General features: G+C 69.8%; 15 protein-coding genes and 1 pseudogene. 6 read left to right on the top strand and 10 right to left on the bottom strand.

The features are described from left to right. Positions 1-130: 130 nt before the first annotated feature. From G3I60_RS38350 to G3I60_RS38335, 4 genes are read right to left on the bottom strand one after another with little or no spacing between them, the layout of a single operon-like run. Positions 131-1234 (bottom strand): glycosyltransferase family A protein, encoded by a 1104-nt coding sequence (locus G3I60_RS38350; protein WP_275405998.1) that lies wholly within the window; start codon positions 1232-1234, stop codon positions 131-133. Beyond that, positions 1173-2876, bottom strand: coding sequence for a condensation domain-containing protein (locus tag G3I60_RS38345; protein ID WP_164297952.1), 1704 nt, complete (start codon positions 2874-2876; stop codon positions 1173-1175). The genes G3I60_RS38350 and G3I60_RS38345 overlap by 62 nt, the downstream gene beginning before the upstream one ends. Next, a complete protein-coding gene (locus G3I60_RS38340) occupies positions 2873-3508 on the bottom strand; it encodes an HAD family hydrolase (protein WP_164297954.1) in 636 nt (211 codons plus the stop codon). Before G3I60_RS38340 ends, G3I60_RS38345 begins: the two co-directional genes overlap by 4 nt. Further along, the gene (locus G3I60_RS38335) at positions 3505-4704 is read right to left on the bottom strand and encodes a nicotinate-nucleotide--dimethylbenzimidazole phosphoribosyltransferase (protein WP_164297956.1); all 1200 of its coding nucleotides are present in this window, start codon (positions 4702-4704) and stop codon (positions 3505-3507) included. The genes G3I60_RS38340 and G3I60_RS38335 overlap by 4 nt, the downstream gene beginning before the upstream one ends. Positions 4705-5006: 302 nt before the next feature. Here G3I60_RS38335 and G3I60_RS38330 point away from each other — a divergent pair, with 302 nt between their 5' ends. Genes G3I60_RS38330 through G3I60_RS38310 form a run of 5 tightly spaced genes read left to right on the top strand, consistent with a single transcriptional unit; the run spans position 5007 to position 9554 of the window. Continuing rightward, positions 5007-5258, top strand: a complete 252-nt coding sequence (locus G3I60_RS38330) for an acyl carrier protein (protein WP_138354271.1) — start codon at positions 5007-5009, stop codon at positions 5256-5258. A gap of 31 nt (positions 5259-5289) precedes the next feature. Then, positions 5290-6693 carry a fatty acid--CoA ligase family protein gene (locus G3I60_RS38325; RefSeq protein WP_164297958.1) on the top strand — a complete coding sequence of 468 codons (1404 nt, stop codon included), beginning with the start codon at positions 5290-5292 and terminating at the stop codon, positions 6691-6693. A 2-nt stretch (positions 6694-6695) separates the two neighbouring features. After that, on the top strand, positions 6696-7232 hold the full coding sequence (locus tag G3I60_RS38320) for a hypothetical protein (protein ID WP_164297960.1): 537 nt from the start codon (positions 6696-6698) through the stop codon (positions 7230-7232). Then, positions 7229-8515: an NDP-hexose 2,3-dehydratase family protein gene (locus G3I60_RS38315; RefSeq protein ID WP_164297962.1), complete on the top strand. Its 1287-nt coding sequence runs from the start codon at positions 7229-7231 to the stop codon at positions 8513-8515. The genes G3I60_RS38320 and G3I60_RS38315 overlap by 4 nt, the downstream gene beginning before the upstream one ends. Positions 8516-8555: 40 nt before the next feature. After that, entirely contained in the window at positions 8556-9554 is a 999-nt protein-coding gene (locus tag G3I60_RS38310; protein ID WP_164297964.1) for a Gfo/Idh/MocA family protein, read from the top strand. Between the two features lie 5 nt (positions 9555-9559). Here G3I60_RS38310 and G3I60_RS38305 read toward each other — a convergent pair whose 3' ends face one another. The 5 genes from G3I60_RS38305 to acnA all read right to left on the bottom strand — a co-directional run bounded on the left by G3I60_RS38305 (position 9560) and on the right by acnA (position 16902). Next, entirely contained in the window at positions 9560-10384 is an 825-nt protein-coding gene (locus G3I60_RS38305; protein ID WP_164297966.1) for an aldo/keto reductase, read from the bottom strand. Between the two features lie 36 nt (positions 10385-10420). Further along, positions 10421-11335: a carbohydrate ABC transporter permease gene (locus G3I60_RS38300; RefSeq protein ID WP_138354265.1), complete on the bottom strand. Its 915-nt coding sequence runs from the start codon at positions 11333-11335 to the stop codon at positions 10421-10423. Positions 11336-11345: 10 nt separating this feature from the next. Then, positions 11346-12275: a carbohydrate ABC transporter permease gene (locus G3I60_RS38295; RefSeq protein WP_138354264.1), complete on the bottom strand. Its 930-nt coding sequence runs from the start codon at positions 12273-12275 to the stop codon at positions 11346-11348. Between the two features lie 43 nt (positions 12276-12318). Further along, positions 12319-13737 (bottom strand): N-acetylglucosamine/diacetylchitobiose ABC transporter substrate-binding protein, encoded by a 1419-nt coding sequence (ngcE, locus tag G3I60_RS38290; RefSeq protein ID WP_164297968.1) that lies wholly within the window; start codon positions 13735-13737, stop codon positions 12319-12321. A gap of 453 nt (positions 13738-14190) precedes the next feature. Further along, entirely contained in the window at positions 14191-16902 is a 2712-nt protein-coding gene (gene acnA, locus G3I60_RS38285) for an aconitate hydratase AcnA (protein WP_138354262.1), read from the bottom strand. Positions 16903-17342: 440 nt separating this feature from the next. Here acnA and G3I60_RS38280 point away from each other — a divergent pair, with 440 nt between their 5' ends. Beyond that, positions 17343-18872 (top strand): UDP-N-acetylglucosamine 1-carboxyvinyltransferase, encoded by a 1530-nt coding sequence (locus G3I60_RS38280; protein ID WP_164297972.1) that lies wholly within the window; start codon positions 17343-17345, stop codon positions 18870-18872. A gap of 288 nt (positions 18873-19160) precedes the next feature. On the opposite strand, the pseudogene G3I60_RS46045 reads toward G3I60_RS38280, so the two are convergent. Continuing rightward, positions 19161-19324 (bottom strand): annotated as a pseudogene (locus G3I60_RS46045) (MerR family transcriptional regulator); the annotation flags it as partial.

The following is a 19324-nucleotide window of genomic DNA, read 5'->3' as shown; positions in this document are numbered from 1 at the left end:
GCCGCACCAGTGAGACCCCGTCGTCTACAACATGTGAACCCTAAGCTGAGCCTTTAGGGTCATGTCCCGTCAAGGGCTGAGACCATTCTGCGACGGAAAGCCCGATGCGTCATAGGTCGCCCGTACCCTCTCAGCGCCTCAGGACGTCACGGAGGGAAGACGTGTCGCGGCGCAGCAGCTCGTCCTCGACGAAGGTGACCTCGTAGTCGTTCTCCCCACCGGTCATCCGCAGCACGAGCCGGCCGTCGTCCGCGATCACCGCCGTCGCAGGACCGCCCGTCGATTCGTCCCGGCCGGCGAGCACCCAGCCGAGATCCGGATCCCGCCGCACGTACACAAGGTGATCGCGCCCGATGCCCGCCCGGGCGAGCACCGCCGCGTCCACCCCGGGCGCCGCGAGCGGATCGTGCGCCTCCGGCAGCCCGTCCGTGCCGGTCCGCTGGAGCAGGGCGATCTTGACCGCCCGGCGCAGCCGCGGGTCCCGGGTCTCGGCCAGGAAGCGGCCGAGCACCTCGGTCTCCGCCGTGTTCCGCGCGAAGCCGCCCGCGTAGCTGGAGGCACGGACGCGGTAGACGTACGAAGGGTCCGCCGGCTTGCTGACGACCGCGCCCGCGGCGACCAGCCGCAGCCACAGGTCCCACTCCTCGCCGTAGGCGATCTTCCGGAAGCCGCCGACCTTGTCGTACAGCGCCCGGCTGTACAGCGCGCCGACCACGACGTAGTTCTGCGCGAGCAGCTGGACGAGCTGATCGCCGGGGAGCGGCAGCCGGCCCTTGGTGTACGTGCCGGGGACGAACGGCCCGGTGCCGGTCCAGGTCAGCGGGCGGGGGCTGATCAGCCCCGGGCTGGCCTCGTAGGCGTCGCACATCGCCTCGACGTGGTGCGGAAGGAAGGCGTCGTCGCCGTCGAGCTGGCACACCAGGTCGGTGCCGAGCCGCTCGATCCCGGTCCCCCGGGCACCCCAGACACCGAGGCGGCGGGTGTTGCGGACCAGTGTCAGCGGCAGCACCTCGCTCCAGCGCTCCACGCGCCGCACGGTGTCGTCGTCGGAGCAGTCGTCCACGACGACGATCTGGTCGACGGGCCGGGTCTGCATGGCCACCGACCCCAGGGCCTGGTCGATGAAGTCCGAGGAGTTCATGGCGGGGACGATGACGCCGACCGTCGGTCGGTCAGTGGGACGCGACACGGAACTGGGGCCTTTCGACAAGGTAATAGTGCGGGAGAACGACATCGGGCAGGACGGAGAGCGCCGCTTCGTACGCGCGCCGCACCTCCGCGACGGTGACGGGCCGGCCGCCGTCGCCCCTTGCGGGCGGGACCACCCGCGCCGTCACCCGGGGCACCCCGGCGGCGTCCCGGTCGACGAGCAGTTCGGCGTCGGCCACCGCTTCCAGGCCGAGCAGGGCCCGGCGCATGGCACCGAGATCGGCCCAGGAGGCGTCGGTCAGCAGCCAGTCGTCGCCCCGGGCCAGTGGCCGGACCAGAAAGCCGTCCGGCGGCTCCGCCATCGGTGCCCCGGGGTGGCGGGCGGACTCGGTCAGCAGCGTCTCCATGTCCAGGAGCAGCCCACGGACGTCGTCCCGGGGCAGGTACGCGGTGTCCGCGACCAGTCGGTGCACGGTGCGCGGGCCCTCCGGCTCGGAGCTCACGTTGTAGTAGAGCTTCAGGGCGGGCAGGGCGAACGGCGCCGCCCAGGAGAAGGACCGGTCGTCCGCACCCTCCTCCGCCGTGTCCTCCGGTGTCCGGGTCCGCTGTTCCGGCTCGCCGAACAGCAGAGTGGTGTCGTTGTGCAGGACGGACAGGTCCAGCCGCTGCCCCCGGGCCTGGCCCGCCGCCGCGATCAGCCCGTCGAGATCCGCCGGGTCGTACTGGGCCCTGGCGTACCCGCGCAGCGTGTCCTTGTGGGTGGCGCGGACGACGTCGTCGAACGCGGGCCCGGAGACATCGGGGCAGAGCACGACATCGGAGGCGAGCGGGGCGACCATGCCCTGCCGGTCCGCGCCGACCCGGTTGGCGAAGATCGTCTTCAGCGCGCAGCGGGTGGTGCCGTTGCGGCGCGCGAGGAGCGCCGCGAACGCCGCGAGGTGCACGGTCGCCGTGCTCACCTGGCAGCGCAGGGCGATCGTCCGGGCGGCGGCGTCCATCGGGGCGGAGCGCAGCTCGCCGTGCGCGGCCCCGGGATCGCCCGACGCCCCCGCGAACATCGACTGCGGGGCGCCGTCGAGGACCTTGCGCACATAGGCGCCCGACCGGCGGTTCATCGCCCGGCCCCGCTCGGACTGCTCCTGCTCCGCCAGATCCAGCGGCTGGGTGTGCCGCGGCCCGGCCGCATCGGCGGCGGGCCGGCCCGCCAGCCGGTCCCGCAGATCCTGTTCCAGGATCCGCAGCGCCCAGCCGTCCAGCGCCACATGGGAGAGATAGAGAAGGACGCGGAGCGGCGCTCCCCCGGGCGCCAGCAGCAGCGTGACCCGGATCCCCCATTCGTGTGAGAGGTCGAAGCCGGACTCCGCCATCCGGGTGTGCAGCCGGACGGTCTCGGCCTCGGGATCGGCGCCGGCCGCCATGGGTTCGATCCGGACGGGCAGCCGCCCCTCCCCCTGGACCGACTGCCGGGGCGGCTCAGCGTCCGTTCCCGGGAGGTAGACGGTGCGCAGGCTCTCGTACGCGGCCACCACCTGCCGCAGGGCGGCCAGCACGTCCTCGGTGGCGAAGGTGCCGTCCAGCTCCACGAAGTACTTGATGTTGTAGTCGTAGGCGTGCGCCTCGGTCCTGCTCCGCACCGCCTCGTAGATCACCCGTTGCCCCCACGTCAGGGGTGCCTGGGCGGAGCGCAGTCCCGCGAGGTCCAGCTGAGCCGTCCGCGTGTCGGTCACCCTTCGCTCCCGGCGGCCGGCAGGAGAGAGGCGGTCAGCAGGGCGGGCAGTCCGGCGAGCGACGCCAGTGCGGCGCCCGGGGCGCCCCCCACCAGATAGGTGGTGATGCCCGCCGCCTCCCCCTGCCGGACGTCGTGCGCGGTGTCCCCGGCGAAGACCACCTCGGCCGCGGAGAGTCCCAGCAGTCCCCGGGCCCGGCGCAGACCCTCCGGGGCCGGCTTGGGCTCGTCGACGTCCTCGCGGGCGACCAGCAGCGGGATGTCGAGGCCCGCGGCGGTGAGCAGCAGGGCCGCGGCGGCCCGGGAACGGCCGGTGCACACTCCGAGGGCGAGGCCCAGCGCGGTCAGCTCCTCGATCGCCTCGGCGGCGCCCGGCCGGGGCGGGGCGGGTGCCTCCGCGAGCGCGAGCGGGAAGTGCGCGTTGTAGGCCGCCATCGCCCGCTCGGCGAGCGGCTCACCGACCAGCCGGACGAGCGTCGCCCGATCGGTCGCGGCCGACCGGGTCGCGATGAGGGCCGCGCTCGGCCGCGGCAGCCCGAGGTCCTGGCACGCCGCGCGCAGACAGCGCACATGCACGCCCCGGGACTCCACCAGCGTTCCGTCGAGATCGAGGATGACGCCCCGCACCGTCATATGCGTTCGCTTCCTGAAGGGTCGGGGGACTGCGCCGTCGCGTTGCGGGACTGCTCGGTCGATGGAGGAGAAGCCGCAGGTGGAGGGCCGGATGCGGCGGCCAGTTCGGTCACCGCGAGCAGCGCGTTGACCGGGCCGGCCGCGAGCGCGGCGCCCGATCCCATGCCGAGCCGCATCTCCAGGTCGAGCACCGGCTTCAGCCCCATCTCGTCCAGCAGCATCCGGTGGGCGGGTTCGGTGGAGACATGGGAGGCCACCAGGTACTCGCGGACCTGCGGGCACAGCCGGCAGGCGATGAGCGCGGACACCGCCGTCATACAGCCGTCGAGCACCACCAGGCAGCCGCGGGCGGCGGCGGCCAGGATCACGCCGACGTTGCCGCACAGCTCGTAACCGCCGAGCGCGGCGAGCTGCCGGACCGGATCCCCTCCGTGGACCGGATCGCCGTCGGGCCCGGACGTGCGCTCCAGCGCCTGTTCCACCAGCCGCGTCTTGAGCCGGACGGTCTCCTCGCCGACGCCGGAGCCCCTGCCCGCGAGGTCCCGCGGGTCGGCCCCGAGCAGCCGGGCGGCCAGCGCCGCGGCCGACGTCGTGTTGCCGACGCCGATCTCACCGCAGGCGGCCATGCTCCCGGCGGGGAAGACCTCGTGGGCGAACCGGGCGCCGGCCTCGATCGCGTCCAGCGCCTGTCCGAAGGTCATCGCGTCGGCGCGGGTGATGTCCGCCGTGCCGTATCCGATCTTGTAGCGGTGGTCCCCGGTGTCGGTGCGCAGCCCCAGGTCCGCGGCCTCCACCCGGCCGCCCACCCGGGCGGCGAGCGCGCAGACGGGTGCCTGTCCCGCGACGATCTCCGCGAAGAGCCGGGCGGTGGCCTCCGGCCGGTGCGCGGAGACTCCGTGCTCGGCCACCCCGTGGTCGCCCGCCAGCACCGAGACCACGACCGGCAGCGGCCGGACGCGGTGCGTCCGCAGGATGCCCGCGACCTGCCAGCCGATCTCGTCGAGGCGGCCGAGACTGCCGGCCGGTCTGGATCCTGTCGCGGCGACCAGTCGCGCCAGCCGCGCGGTCCGCCGGTCGAACGCGCCGACCGCGTCGGTCAGCACGCCCACCCGTTCCTCCGGCCGTACTCCGGCACGCTCGGCGGCACCGCCGCCGGCCTCGTGCCCGCTCCGGTCCGCCGCCCTCGAAACCTCCACCAGCCCTCCCCCGTCGAAGCGTTCACCACGGCCGCTCCCCCGGCCCCGGCCGCAGCCGGGCCACACAGTACGCGGCGGTTTTGCCGATGTCACGAAGTGATCCCCGGCGCTCGGGAGCCGTCCGGGAGGCCGTTCGGGGACCGCGTCAAAAGTCCAAGCGCTCCTCCCCGGAAGCCCAAGCGCTCTTCAAGGAAAGCCCTTTCGCCCCCACTGGGCCCGCTGTTAGGCTCGCGCCCTCAACCGGTCTAGACAACTTACCGGCTGAGTACGGGGCGATCCTGCCATGGCGTGGGAGAGGGACGATGATTTCTCGGGAGACAGTCGTGGCGGCGCTCGTCGGCCGCCTCGCGGAAACCCTGCCGGAAGCGCGCGGTGCCGCGCTCCAGGAGACGGACGATCTGCGGCAGTTCGCCGGATTCGACTCCCTGGGAATCCTGGAGACGCTGGTGTGGCTGGAGTCGGAGTTCGACATCACCATCCCGGACGAGGACCTGGACGTGGAGAACTTCCAGTCGGTCGGCAGGATGGCCGACTTCGTCCTCACCCACCGCTGACCGGCTCTTGACCGGATATCCAGGAGGAGCAGTGGCGGACGCCGGATTCTTCGCGGCAGTTCGGGACGGGGCGGGACGGAGCGACGACGTCGCCCTCATCTCCGGCAAGCGGGCATGGACCTACCGTGAGTTGATCACCTCGGCGGAAGTCTTCGCCGGACACCTCGGGCGGCACCCCGCCACGGGACTACCGGTGGTGGTGGACGTCGCCGACGCGGCCGTCCGCGCGGTCGTCACCCTCGCCGCGGACCTGGCCCAACTGACCGTCCTCCACAGCGATCCCGGCGCGCCCACCGACTTCGGCGGGCTCGTCGTCCGGGACAGCGCGACGCTCCCGGAGCCGTCGGAACCGCCCGCCGTGCGGACCACCGACGGCGGCGTCGAGCTGTGGACGCACACCCGGGCCGCCACCCACAGCCTGGCCGGCATCCCGGCCCGCTCCCAGATCTTCCTCACCTCGGGATCCACCGGAACGCCCACCGGCGTCGTCCGGCCGGCCGCCACCGTCCTCACGGACGCGCACCGGATCGCGGCGTTCATGGGATACGCGCAGGGCCTGCCGGGCGTCGTCAGCACCCTTGCCTTCCACTGCTACGGCTTCGCCTACGGCATCGCCGCGCCCCTGCTGCACGGCACCCCGATCCGGCACGTCCCCTCGCGGTCCATACCGTCCCAACTGGCCCGCGCGGTGCGCGAACACGGGGCGCGGACGCTGGTCGGGCTGCCGTTCCAGTTCCAGCTGCTGGCGGGTACCGCCGCACCGCTGGACTTCGGGGAGCTGCGGATGGCGGTCTCCTCGGGCGCCCCGCTGCCCCCGGCGGCGGCCGGCGCCATCACCGGGCGGTACGACTTCGCCCTCTACAACGCGTACGGGTCCTCGGAAACCGGGGCGCTCTCCGCGGCGCTCAGCACCGGGGAGCAGTTGCCGGGCGAGGTCGGCACACCGTTCCCCGGCGTCGTCCCCCGGCTGGTCCCGGTGGACGGCGTGTCCGGCGGCGGTGAACTGCAGCTGCGGACCGACGCGTTGGCGGCCGGCTACACCGGCACCGACGGGCTGCTCCCGCTCGACTTCGACGGCGACTGGTACCGCACCGGCGATCTGGCCCGCATCGAGGACGGCGGCATCCGGATCAACGGCCGGCTGAAGAACATCATCAACGTCGCGGGCAAGAAGGTCAGCCCGGCGGAGATCGAACGGGTACTGGCCCGGCACCCGGCGGTGACCGACGTCCAGGTCGTCGCGGCCCCCGACGACGTACGCGGCCAGGTGCCGGCCGCCCGCATCGTCACCAGCTCCGGCCTCACCGTCGCGGAGCTGCTCGCGTGGTGCCAGTCCCGGCTGGCCCCGCACCAGATGCCGCGGCGGGTCAGCTTCCTGGACGAGATCCCCCGGTCGGCGATGGGCAAGCCGCTCAAGGGCCCGGAACCGAGCTAGCCATGGAGAACTCCGCTCCCGGTATCCACCGCACCTCACGCGACACGTTCATGGAACTGCCCCCGCAGACCCGCATGCTGCTGGAGAGCGAGGGATCGACCACGATCCTGCTGGAGTCGCTGATCGCCTGCCGGCTCACCGTCCGCGTCGACTCCCAGCTTCCGGTGGACGCCGGCTCCCTGGACCGCCGGATCCGCGACGAGCTGGGGCTGTCGTCGCACGCGAAGCCGGTGCTCCGCAGGTCCGCGCTGCTCACCCCCGCCGGGGAGGTCGTCAGCAGCAACCGTGTCGCCTTCGACGGGGCGGCCGTGCCGTGGCTCGCGGACACCCAGGACTCCACGCCGCTGGGCCGTGAACTGCGCGCCCGCAACTCCATGCAGCACCGCGTCATCCTCGACAACGGGCTGGCGAGCTGGCCCCCGGGCGGGGCCGGTACGCCCTGCGCGTTCAAGGAGTACATCATCAACTGCTCCGACGGCAGCCGCATCCACCTGCACGAGACGTTCAGCCCGTACTTCGTCCCGGTGCCCGGGCGATGAGCTGGGAGGGGGTTCCCGAACCGTTCCAGGAGTGGTGGGCCAAGCGCGCCAGGGCGGGCTGGTTCGACGTCACCCGGATCCCGTTCGACGAGATGGAGGGCTGGTCCTTCGACGAGCCGACCGGGAACCTGGTCCACGGGAGCGGGAAGTTCTTCTCGGTGGAAGGGCTGCGGGTGACCGACGGGGACGGCCGCGGGACCTGGACCCAGCCGGTGATCCACCAGCCGGAGTTCGGCGTCCTCGGCATCCTCGTGAAGGACTTCGACGGGGTCCCGCACTGTCTGATGCAGGCGAAGATGGAACCCGGCAACATCAACACCCTGCAGCTCTCCCCCACCGTGCAGGCCACCCGCAGCAACTACACCCGGGTGCACGGCGGCCAGCCGACCCGCTACCTCGACCACTTCCGCGGCCCCGGCCGCGGGCAGGTCCTGGTGGACACCCTGCAGTCCGAGCAGGGCACCTGGTTCTGGCAGAAGCGCAACCGCAACATGGTGGTGCGGGTGACCGAGGACGTTCCGCCGCACGAGGACCACCAGTGGATCGCCTGGGACGACCTGCGGCGGATGCTGCGGATCGACGACCTCGTCAACATGGACAGCCGCTCGGTGATCGCCTCACTGCCCTTCCCACCGGGCCCCGGTTCTCCCGGGGCGCACCACTCCATGAGCCACGTCCTCAGCTGGTTCACCGAGGCCAAGACCCGCTGCGACTGGTCCGCGCGGCTGGTGCCGCTGGCCGGTGTGCCGGGCTGGACCCGGTCCGCGCGGCGGATAGCGGACGAGGACGGGGACCGTTTCGACGTCATCGCGGTACGGGTGCAGGCGGGGAACCGGGAGGTGCCCGGCTGGACGCAGCCGCTGCTCGCCCCCCGCGGCCTGGGACTCGCCGCGTTCCTCGTCCGCCGGATCGACGGCGTACCGCATCTGCTCGCGCGCGCCGGGCACGAGCCGGGGCTGCTGGACCGGGTCGAGATCGCGCCCACCGTGCAGCTCCCCGACGCGGCGGCCGGCGGCCCGGGCGGAGCGCCGCCGTTCCTCGACGTGGTGAACGGGGCCTCGAAGGACCAGGTGCGCTTCGACACGGTGCTGTCCGAGGAGGGCGGCCGTTTTTACCACGCCAGGACCCGCTACCGGCTGATCGAGGTCGGGGACGAGGTGCCGGTCCGGGTGCCGGAGGACTTCTGCTGGACGACCGTGTCCCAGCTGATGGAACTGGTGGGTCACGGCCATTATCTGAACGTGGAGGCGCGCACCCTGCTCGCCTGCGCGCGAAGCCTGTGACCGGCGACGCGCACCGGTAAAGGTGTGAAGGGGAACCCCGATGAGCGAGCCCGAACCGGCCTCCGGCGTCCTGCGGCTCGGGGTGCTGGGCTGCGCCGACTTCGCCTGGCGCAAGATGCTGCCCGCGATCGCCACCGTCCCGGAGCTCCGGATCACGGCACTGGCCAGCCGTGACCCCGCGAAGGCGGCACGCTTCGCGGACCGGTTCGGCGGCGAGCCCGTCACCGGGTACGAGGCGCTGCTGGAGCGGGAGGACGTCGACGCCGTGTACGTGGTCCTGCCGACCGGCCTGCACCACCGGTGGGCGATGCGGGCGCTGGACGCCGGCAAGCACGTACTGGCCGAGAAGTCCCTGACGACGGGGGCCGAGGAGGCCGGGGAACTGGTGGCCGCGGCGCGGGACCACGGTCTGTGGCTGATGGAGAACTTCCTCTTCCTCCACCACTCCCAGCACCCGGCCGTGCGCGAGCGGATCGACGCCGGCGCGATCGGTGCGCCGCGGGTCTTCAGCGCCGCCTTCGGCGTCCCGCCGCGCCCCGCCGGCGACATCCGCAACAGCCCTGAGCTCGGCGGCGGCGCCCTGCTGGACGTGGGCGCCTACACCGTCCGCGCGGCAACGTACTTCCTCGGCCCGGATCTCACCCTGGCCGGCTCCCACCTGCGGATCGACGGGCGCACGGGCGTGGACGTGGGCGGCAGCGCCCTGTTCCACACGCCCTCGGGTGTCTCGGCGGAGCTCTCCTTCGGCTTCGACTCCTCCTACCGCACCACCTATGCCCTGTGGGGCTCCGAGGGCCGGATCAGCGTGGACCGGGCCTTCACCCCGCCCCCCGATCTGCTGCCCTCGGTGCGCTGGGAGCGGCAGGACTCGGTGGAGGATCTGGTTCTGCCGGCCGACGACCAGTACGCCAACGGAGCCCGGGCGTTCGCCCACCGGGTGCTGACGGGCGCGCCCTTCGACGCGTACGGGGAGTCGCTGGTGGGCCAGGCGGCGCTGCTGGAGCAGATCAGGGACCGGGCGCACCACGCAACGGTCTAGAACCGTTACCCGACGCCGTTCAGATCGGGACCCAGGCGGCGCCCCGCGTCCAGGCCGGCGATAGCCGCCAGGTCCGCGTCGTCCAGGGCGAAGCCGAGCAGGTCCGCGTTCCGCCGGATCCTGGCCGGGTCGGCCGAGCGGGGGATCGCGATGTGGCCGAGCTGCAGATTCCACCGCAGGACGACCTGGGCGGCGGTCACCCCGTACCGCCCCGCGATGCCGGTGAGCACCGGCAGCGTGAGCACGTCGCCCTGGCCCAGTGGGCTGTACGCCTCGGTGGCGATGCCCCGCGCGCGGTGGTGGGCCCGCAGGGCGGGCCGCTGGTACCAGGGGTGCAGTTCGATCTGGTTGACGGCCGGGACGATGCCGGATCCGGCCACCAGCCGTTCGAGGTGCGGGATACAGAAGTTGGAGACACCGATGGCGCGGGCGCGCCCTTCGGCGTGGATCCGTTCCAGCGCCCGCCAGCTCTCCGGGTACAGCTCGCGGTCCGGCTGGGGCCAGTGGATCAGGTAGAGGTCGACGTACTCCAGGCCGAGCGCGGTCAGTGAGGCGTCGAAGGCGCGCAGCGTCCGGTCGTGGCCCTGGTCGGCGTTCCACAGCTTGGTGGTGACGAAGAGGTCCGCGCGGGGCAGCCCCGAGGCGGCGAGCGCCCGGCCGGTGCCGCGCTCGTTGGCGTACACCGCGGCGGTGTCGATACCGCGGTAGCCGCACTCCAGTGCCGTCGACACCGCGACAGCGGCCTGGGCGTCGGTCAGATGACCGACGCCCAGACCGAGCTGTGGCATCGCAGTGCCGGTGTTGAGGGTGACGCGCGGCAGAGCGCTCACGCCGCCCCCGTCCGTACCGCGGCTACCCGTGCCCGACTACTTGATCGCACCGGCGGTGAGGCCGGCCTGGATCTGCTTCTGGAAGACGATGTAGACGGCGAGCACCGGGAGCATCGCGATGGCGAGGCCGGCGAAGAGCGCCGCCCAGTCGCCCGCGTACCCCTGCTGCGTCGCCAGGTCCGCCAGCCCCTGCGTCAGCAGGTAGTTCTTGGAGTCGCCCTGGTTGAGGACGATCGGCAGCAGGTACTGATTCCACTGGCCCAGGATGTTGAAGACACCGATGCTGATGAGGCCCGGCTTCGACATCGGCAGCATGATCTGGAAGAAGGTCCTCGTGTGCGAGGACCCGTCGACCAGTGCCGCCTCCGCGATCGAGGTCGGCAGCGTCCGGAAGAACGACGTCATGAAGAACACGGTGAAGGGCAGCGAGTACGCGATGTAGACCAGGATCAGTCCGGGGAACGTGTTCAACAGGCCCAGGTTCTTCGTGACGAAGAAGAGCGGGACCAGCACCATCACGACGGGGAAGGCCATGCCCCCGACGAAGAGGTAGTAGATGAACCGGTTCCCGAAGAACTCGAAGCGCGCCAGGACGTAGGCGGCCATCGAGCCCAGGATCATCGTGCCGGTGGTCGAGAAGCCGACCACGATCGCCGTGTTGATGAAGTACTGGCCGATGTTGGCCTTGTTCCAGGCCCGGGTCCAGTTGTCGAAGTGCAGGTGCGTCGGGAGCGACCAGGGGCTGCCCACGATGTCGCCCGAGGTCTTGAGCGAACTCCAGAGCACCCAGAGCATCGGCACCCCGACCATGAGCGCCCACACCAGGAGGAAGCCGTGGGAGAAGACGTTGAGCACGCCTCCCTCACTGCGCCGCCAGTTGCGTTTGGTGGTCTTTTTGGCGGTCGGGGCCGCCGACTTCTGATTCTCCACAGAAACTGCGTTCGTCGTCATCGCGCCACCCCTAGAACTCGATACGGTCGCGGCGCGACAGCCGCATGCTGAGAACGGCGAAGATCAGCGTCACGATCAGCATCGCGACACCCATCGAGGCCGCGTAACCGAACTGGCTGTTGTCCCGGAAAGCCGTCTTGTACAGCAGCAGGGGCAGCACGTCGGTCGATTCGTCGGGCCCGCCGTTGTTCACCGACATCAGCTGCACGAACGCGAATCCGTCCATGGCCATGATGCCCATGTACACCCAGCCGGTGGCAACCGTGTCCCGCAGCAGCGGCAGGGTGATCCGGAAGAACGTCGTGCCGCGCTCGGCGCCGTCCAGCCGCGCCGCCTCGTAGATCTCGGTCGGGATGGAGGCCATCCCGGCGGAGAACAGCACGACGTAGAAGCCGACGTTCGCCCAGATCATGACGACCATGATGCAGGCCAGTGCGGTGGACTTGTCGCCCAGCCACGCGTGCTGGAGGGAGGCCAGGCCCAGGTTCCCCAGCAGGGCGTTGAGCAGGCCTTCCTTGTTGTCCGGGTTGTAGATCTGCTGCCAGAGCACAGCGATGATCGTGACGGACAGCACCTGCGGGAAGAAGAAGACCACCTTGTAGATGGACGATCCCCGCACGCCGGAGACCCCCGCAGCACTTCCTCTGCGGCGGCCTCCGACGTTGAGCATGAAGGCGAAGAACAGACCGAGCGACAGAGTCACCAGCGGCACCACCAGCAGCATGATGATGTTGTGCGACAACGACTTCCAGAAGAGGTCGTTGTGAATGAGCTTCTGGTAGTTGTCGAGCCCGATGAATTTCTTGTCGGATGAGATTCCGCTCCAGTCCGTCATCGAGATCTGGAAGTCCTGGACGAAGGGCGAGATCACGAGGACCCCGTACAACGCCAAGGGGATTGCCAGAAAGCCGATGATGAACCGGTACTTGCCATGTCGCATGTCGCCGGTCGCTCTCGTCTCAGTCAGTACAAGTGAAGCAGCGTCAGGCGTGCTTGAACTTCGGGACGGAGGAGTCCTTCGCGGTCGCGTCCGAGGCCGCCTGCGCCTTGGTGATCCACTCCGCGGCCTTGATCTTGCCGGAGAGCAGGTCGAGCGTGAGGTTTCCGATGGTCTCTTCGTTCAGCTTCTTGTACCAGTCGCCGAGACGCGGGTTCACCACGTTGGCGGCGGCGGCCTTGAGGCCCTTGCTCGCGGAGGCGAGACCCGGGGTGAGGGTCAGGCCCTCCTCGGCGCCCGCGACGGCGGTCAGGGACTTCAGGGACTCGGTGAACGCCTTGGCCTGGGCCTTGCTCAGCATGATGCGGAGCAGTTCCATGCCGCCGGCCGGGTTCTTGCCGTCCTTGGCGACGATGAAGGGCTCGCCGGCCGCGGCGCGGATGGCACCGAACGGGAGCTTGTCGCTGGCGCCGCCCTGGATCGCGCCGACCGCCAGGTCGAAGTCCTTCGGCATGGTGGGCGCTGCCTCGTTCTCCACCCAGGAACCGTTCGGGATGAAGGCGGCCTTGCCCTTCGTCCAGTCGGTCTGCGCCTGGATGTGGGTCTTGCCCTCGGAACCCTGGAGGATGTAGCCCTTGGCGGCCAGCTCCTCGTAGTACGCGATGACACCCTTGACCGCGTCGGTCTGGAACGCCTTCGGCTCCAGGTTGTCGATGGCGTTGATGCCCTCGACGCCGCCGGCCTTGGCGATCTGGGCGAAGATGTCGAAGTGCACGTAGTACGGGTACTTACCCGGGTACGTGTACGGCGCGATGCCCGCGGCCTTGATCTTCTCGCAGAGCGCCAGCTGCTCCGTGAAGGTCTGCGGGTACGTCCAGCCCTTCGCCTGGAAGAGCTTGTTGGAGTACCAGGTGCCGTAGACGGTGAACGCGTAGTTGAGCGCGTACACCTCCTTGCCGCCGTACTGGCCCTGCTCGATGGTGCCGGCGATCAGGGTGTCGCGGACCTTCTTGGCCGGGTCGTCGAAGGACGCGGCGTCGAGCAGCGGGGTGAGGTCGACGAGCTTGCCCTGCTTGGCGAGCGCCGCCGTGTCCAGGTTGTCGGCACCCGAGTTGTCCATGACGTCCGGCGGGCTGCCGCCGGCGAAGCGCGGCTGCAGCTTCGGTCCCAGGGCCTGGGTACCCGTGTGCTTGACCGTCGTCTTGTACGTGGTGTTGTAAGCCGTCTCGGCGTTCTTGACGTAGTCGTCGCCGAAGCCGCCCTTGAAGATGAACGCCTCGAGAGGCGCGCCCTCCTTGACACCGAGCGGGTTCTTGGCGGACACCGTGCCCGTTTCCTTGGGCTTGTCGGTCTTGTCACCGCTGTCGGAGGCACACGCGGTGAGGAAAGATGCCGACGGTACGGCGACCAGGCCAACGGCCATCGCGCGCTTGACCAGATCCCGGCGGTTCAGTTCGGATCCCATGCTCAAGTCCTCGCCCTCTACAGGACTCATGCGGTGCAGCGGAATCCGCCGGCGCCCGCGAACAGATGAAGCTTCAGTGATGCTGCCATCCACCGGAGGGGTGGTCCTGCCACGAGCGGGCGTTTTCGGCCCGTCGATCCCCCCGCCCGGCCCGCGTTCGCGGGCTTCCCTGGACGCGACAGGTATAGTCCACTTCTCGTTGAGAGGGCAAGATCGAAAGCCCGTTTGGCCGTGAAGCTTTCCCGAGTTGAGACCTGGCCGAAACGCGGAGGGGCAGACTCCGTTACTGGAACCACCTCGAACAGTAGGCATTTGCCTTCACTTATCTACCATTGATCACCCTCATGCGTTCAGTTCTTGAAGGACAAATGCGGACGGACCGCACCCCCGGGTGAGGGATGCGGTCCGTCCGGACGGCCGTGGCGGGCCGTCCTGGCCCGTGTCGGGCCGGGCCTACTTGGTGATCAGCGAGCGCAGTACGTACTGCAGGATGCCGCCGTTGCGGTAGTAGTCCGCCTCGCCGGGGGTGTCGATGCGCAGCTTGGCGTCGAATTCCACGTCGCCGGCCGTCACCTTCACCGTCTCCGGGATCCCGCCGTCGTTCAGCGCGGTCACGCCGGTGAAGGAGAAGGTCTCCTCGCCGGTGAGACCCAGGGAGGCCGCCGTGACGCCCTCCGGGTACTGCAGCGGCAGGACGCCCATGCCGATCAGGTTCGAGCGGTGGATGCGCTCGTAGGACTCGGCGATGACGGCCTTGACGCCGAGCAGCGCGGTGCCCTTGGCGGCCCAGTCGCGGGACGAGCCCGAGCCGTACTCCTTGCCCGCCAGGATGACCAGCGGGATGCCGGCGGCCTGGTAGTTCTGCGAGGCGTCGTAGATGAACGACACCGGGCCGCCCTCGACGGTGAAGTCGCGGGTGAAGCCGCCCTCGGTCCCCGGGGCGATCTGGTTGCGCAGCCGGATGTTGGCGAAGGTGCCGCGGATCATGACTTCGTGGTTGCCGCGGCGCGAGCCGTAGCTGTTGAAGTCACGGCGCTCGACCTTGTGCTCGGTCAGGTACTTGCCGGCCGGGGTGTCGGCCTTGATCGCACCGGCCGGGGAGATGTGGTCGGTGGTGACCGAGTCGCCCAGCCGGGCCAGCACCCGGGCGCCGGTGACATCGGTGACCGGGGTGGTCTCCATCGTCATGCCGTCGAAGTACGGGGGCTTGCGGACGTAGGTGGACTCGCTGTCCCACTCGAACGTGTTGCCGGTCGGGATCGGCAGCGCCTGCCACTGCGCGTCACCCGCGAAGACGTCCCGGTAGGACTTGTTGAACATGTCCTCGCCGATGGCGTTCGCCACGACGTCGTTGACCTCGGCCTCGGTCGGCCAGATGTCCTGCAGGAAGACCGGCTTGCCCTCGGTGTCGGTGCCGATGGCGTCCTTGGTGATGTCCACCTTCATGGAGCCCGCGATGGCGTACGCGACGACCAGCGGCGGCGACGCCAGGTAGTTCATCTTGACGTCGGGGTTGATCCGGCCCTCGAAGTTGCGGTTGCCCGAGAGCACCGAGGTGACGGCCAGGTCGTGCTCGTTGATCGCCTTCGAGATCTCCTCGTCCAGCGGACCGGAGTTCCCGATGCAGGTGGTGCAGCCGTACCCGACGAGGTTGAAGCCCATCTTGTCGAGGTACGGGGTGAGGCCGGCCTTGTCGAAGTAGTCCGTGACGACCTTCGAGCCCGGGGCGAGGGTGGTCTTGACCCACGGCTTGCGGGTCAGGCCCTTCTCGACCGCCTTCTTGGCCACGAGCGCGGCGGCGACCATGACGTAGGGGTTCGAGGTGTTGGTGCAGGAGGTGATCGCGGCGACGGTGACGGCGCCGTGGTCGATCTCGAAGGACGTACCGTCCGCGAGGGTGACCAGGGTCGGACGGCTCGGAACGCCGTTCGTCGAGGCCGGGGAGTCGGAGGCCGGGAAGGACTCCTTGCCGGCCTCGTCGTCGTCCTCGACGTAGTTGCGTACGTCCCGGGCGAACTGCTGCGAGGCGTTCGCGAGGACGATGCGGTCCTGCGGGCGCTTCGGGCCGGCGATGGAGGGGACCACCGTGGAGAGGTCGAGCTGCAGCTTCTCCGAGAAGTCCGGCTCGGCGGCCGGGTCCAGCCACAGGCCCTGCGCCTTGGCGTAGGCCTCGACGAGCGCGACCTGCTGAGCGTCGCGGCCGGTGAGCCGCAGGTACTTCAGGGTCTCGTCATCGATCGGGAAGATCGCGGCGGTGGAGCCGAACTCCGGCGACATGTTGCCGATGGTGGCGCGGTTGGCGAGCGAGGTGGCGGCGACGCCCTCACCGTAGAACTCGACGAACTTGCCGACGACGCCGTGCTTGCGCAGCATCTCGGTGATCGTCAGCACCAGGTCGGTGGCAGTGGTGCCGGCCGGCAGCTCGCCGGTCAGCTTGAAGCCGACGACGCGCGGGATGAGCATCGACACCGGCTGGCCGAGCATCGCGGCCTCGGCCTCGATGCCACCGACGCCCCAGCCCAGCACACCCAGACCGTTGACCATGGTGGTGTGCGAGTCGGTGCCGACGAGGGTATCGGGGTACGCCTGGCCGTTGCGGACCATGACGGTACGGGCCAGGTGCTCGATGTTCACCTGGTGAACGATGCCGGTGCCCGGCGGGACGACCTTGAACTCGTCGAACGCGGTCTGGCCCCAGCGCAGGAACTGGTAGCGCTCCCGGTTCCGGCCGTACTCCAGCTCCACGTTCTGCGCGAACGCCTCCGGCGTACCGAACTTGTCGGCGATCACGGAGTGGTCGATGACCAGCTCGGCCGGGGCCAGCGGGTTGATGCGGGACGGGTCGCCGCCGAGCTCCTTGACGGCCTCACGCATGGTGGCGAGGTCCACCACGCAGGGCACGCCGGTGAAGTCCTGCATGATCACGCGGGCCGGCGTGAACTGGATCTCCTGGCTGGGCTGGGCGCTCGAGTCCCAGTTGCCGATGGCCCGGATGTGGTCGGCGGTGATGTTCGCGCCGTCCTCGGTGCGGAGCAGGTTCTCCAGCAGGACCTTCAAGCTGTAGGGAAGGCGGGCGGAGCCCTCGACCTTGTCCAGCTTGAAGATCTCGTACGACTCGTCGCCCACCTGCAGCGTGCTGCGGGCGTCGAAGCTGTTCGCCGACACGACAGTCTCCTTCATGCATGTAATTCGCGCGTACCACCGCAATCCTGCCGACACGACCGACACGACTCCATGCCGATCCGCTAAGGTGAGCGCTAAGTTAGGTATGCCTTACCTAGCGGCTCGGTGACTGCGGCGTGGTACGCCTCGGCAGATATCTCGATGTCGAGATAACTCTAGTACATCACCGGTGCGGGGTCATGCCCCGGCACCCCTGTGGCGCTGTCCCGCGCCCGGCGCCATCACCCGGAACCTACTCCTCCATCTGGAGCAATCCTTCACACGATCAGGCGCATTAATCTCATATCCGAGATAGTGACCTTGTGTAACGTTGCTGGATCGAGGGCCACCGCGCCACGTCTACCCCGTTCGCGACGATCCACACGCCGCACCTGCCTTTCGCCACACGGCCCCCATCTCATGTGTGAGATACCGTTTGCCACATGATCGATGACTACCTCGCCCGTATCGGCAAGCTCATCCGTGACGCCCGCCAGCACCGTGGCTGGACCCAGTCCCAGCTCGCGGAGGCGCTGGGCACCAGCCAGAGCGCGGTCAACCGCATCGAGCGCGGCAACCAGAACATCAGCCTGGAGATGATCGCCAGAATCGGCGAGGCGCTGGACAGCGAGATCGTGTCGCTCGGCTACGCGGGGCCCATGCACCTGCGGGTCGTCGGCGGCCGGCGGCTGTCCGGCGCGATCGACGTGAAGACCAGCAAGAACGCGTGCGTCGCGCTGCTGTGCGCCTCCCTGCTGAACTCCGGGCGCACCACGCTGCGCCGGGTCGCCAGGATCGAGGAGGTCTACCGGATCCTGGAGGTGCTGAACAGCATCGGCGTCCGCACCCGCTGGATCAACGACGGCAATGATCTGGAGATCGTGCCGCCGGCCGAGCTGGACCTCGACGCGATGGACACCGAGGCGGCCCGGCGCACCCGCAGCGTGATCATGTTCCTCGGCCCGCTGCTGCACCGCACCGACCGTTTCCGGATCCCGTACGCCGGCGGCTGCGACCTCGGCACCCGTACGGTGCAGCCGCACATGAACGCGCTGCGCCACTTCGGCCTCGACGTGACCGCCACCGACGGCACCTATCACGCGGTCGTCGAGCGGGCGATCTCCCCCAGCCGGCCCATCGTGCTGACCGAACGCGGCGACACCGTCACCGAGAACGCGCTGCTGGCCGCCGCCCGTAACAACGGCATCACCGTGATCCGCAACGCCAGCTCGAACTACATGGTCCAGGACCTCTGCTTCTTCCTGGAGCAGCTCGGGGTACGGGTCGACGGCGTCGGCACCACCACCCTGACCGTGCACGGCGTCACCGACATCGACCGCGATGTGGACTACGCGCCCTCCGAGGACCCGGTCGAGGCGATGAGCCTGCTGGCCGCCGCCGTGGTCACCGAGTCGGAGCTGACGATCCGCCGGGTGCCGATCGAGTTCCTGGAGATCGAACTGGCCGTCCTGGAGGAGATGGGGCTGGACCACGAGCGCACCGAGGAGTACAAGGCCGACAACGGCCGGACCCGCCTCATCGACCTCACCGTGCGCCCGTCCAAGCTCCGCGCGCCCATCGACAAGATCCACCCGATGCCGTTCCCCGGCCTCAATATCGACAACGTCCCCTTCTTCGCCGCCATCGCCGCGACCGCCCAGGGCTCCACGCTCATCCACGACTGGGTGTACGACAACCGCGCGATCTACCTCACCGAGCTCACCCGGCTGGGCGCCGGCGTCAAACTGCTCGACCCGCACCGCGTCCTCGTCGAGGGTCCGACCCGCTGGCGCGCCGCCGAGATGATGTGCCCGCCCGCGCTGCGCCCCGCCGTCGTCATCCTGCTCGCGATGATGGCCGCCGAGGGCACCTCCGTACTGCGCAACGTCTATGTCATCAACCGCGGCTACGAGGACCTGGCCGAGCGGCTCAACACGATCGGCGCGCAGATCGAGACGTTCCGCGACATCTGACCGGCGGGTGCCGCCGCACCCCTTCTGAGCTGCGCGAACACAGATCAGCAAGGGGTGCGGCGGCACCCGTGGGACTTCTCCGGGACTTTGGGCGTGGGCCGGGCTCCTACGGGCTGCTGGCCAGGCCCAGTTCTTCTGCCGGTCGCTTCGACCAGGCCCCAGAGTTCGTGGCCGGGAATGTTGCGGCCGGCCGGCTGCAACCGGCGCTCACAGTGCACAGCGTGGTCAAGACTGCTTCCCCCGCGGCTAGGGCATCCGGTCAAAGTCCTGCCGTACGCGGGGCCGTTCTCAGGCGGCGGAGTGGGTGTGGGTGCGGAGCTGTTCGTTGAGTGCGAGGGCTTCTTCGAGCTGGTCCTGCAGCGCGACGATGCGGCACGCGTCCTCGATCGCGGTGCCCTGGTCGACGAGCTCACGCACCCGGACAGCGATCCGCAGCTGATAGCGGGAGTAAC

It is taken from the genome of Streptomyces sp. SID13666, from assembly GCF_010548325.1.
In the GTDB taxonomy this organism is placed as follows: Bacteria; Actinomycetota; Actinomycetes; order Streptomycetales; family Streptomycetaceae; genus Actinacidiphila; species Actinacidiphila fildesensis.
Note: the sequence above shows the minus strand (reverse complement) of the source record. Positions and strands in the feature narration are given on the sequence as shown.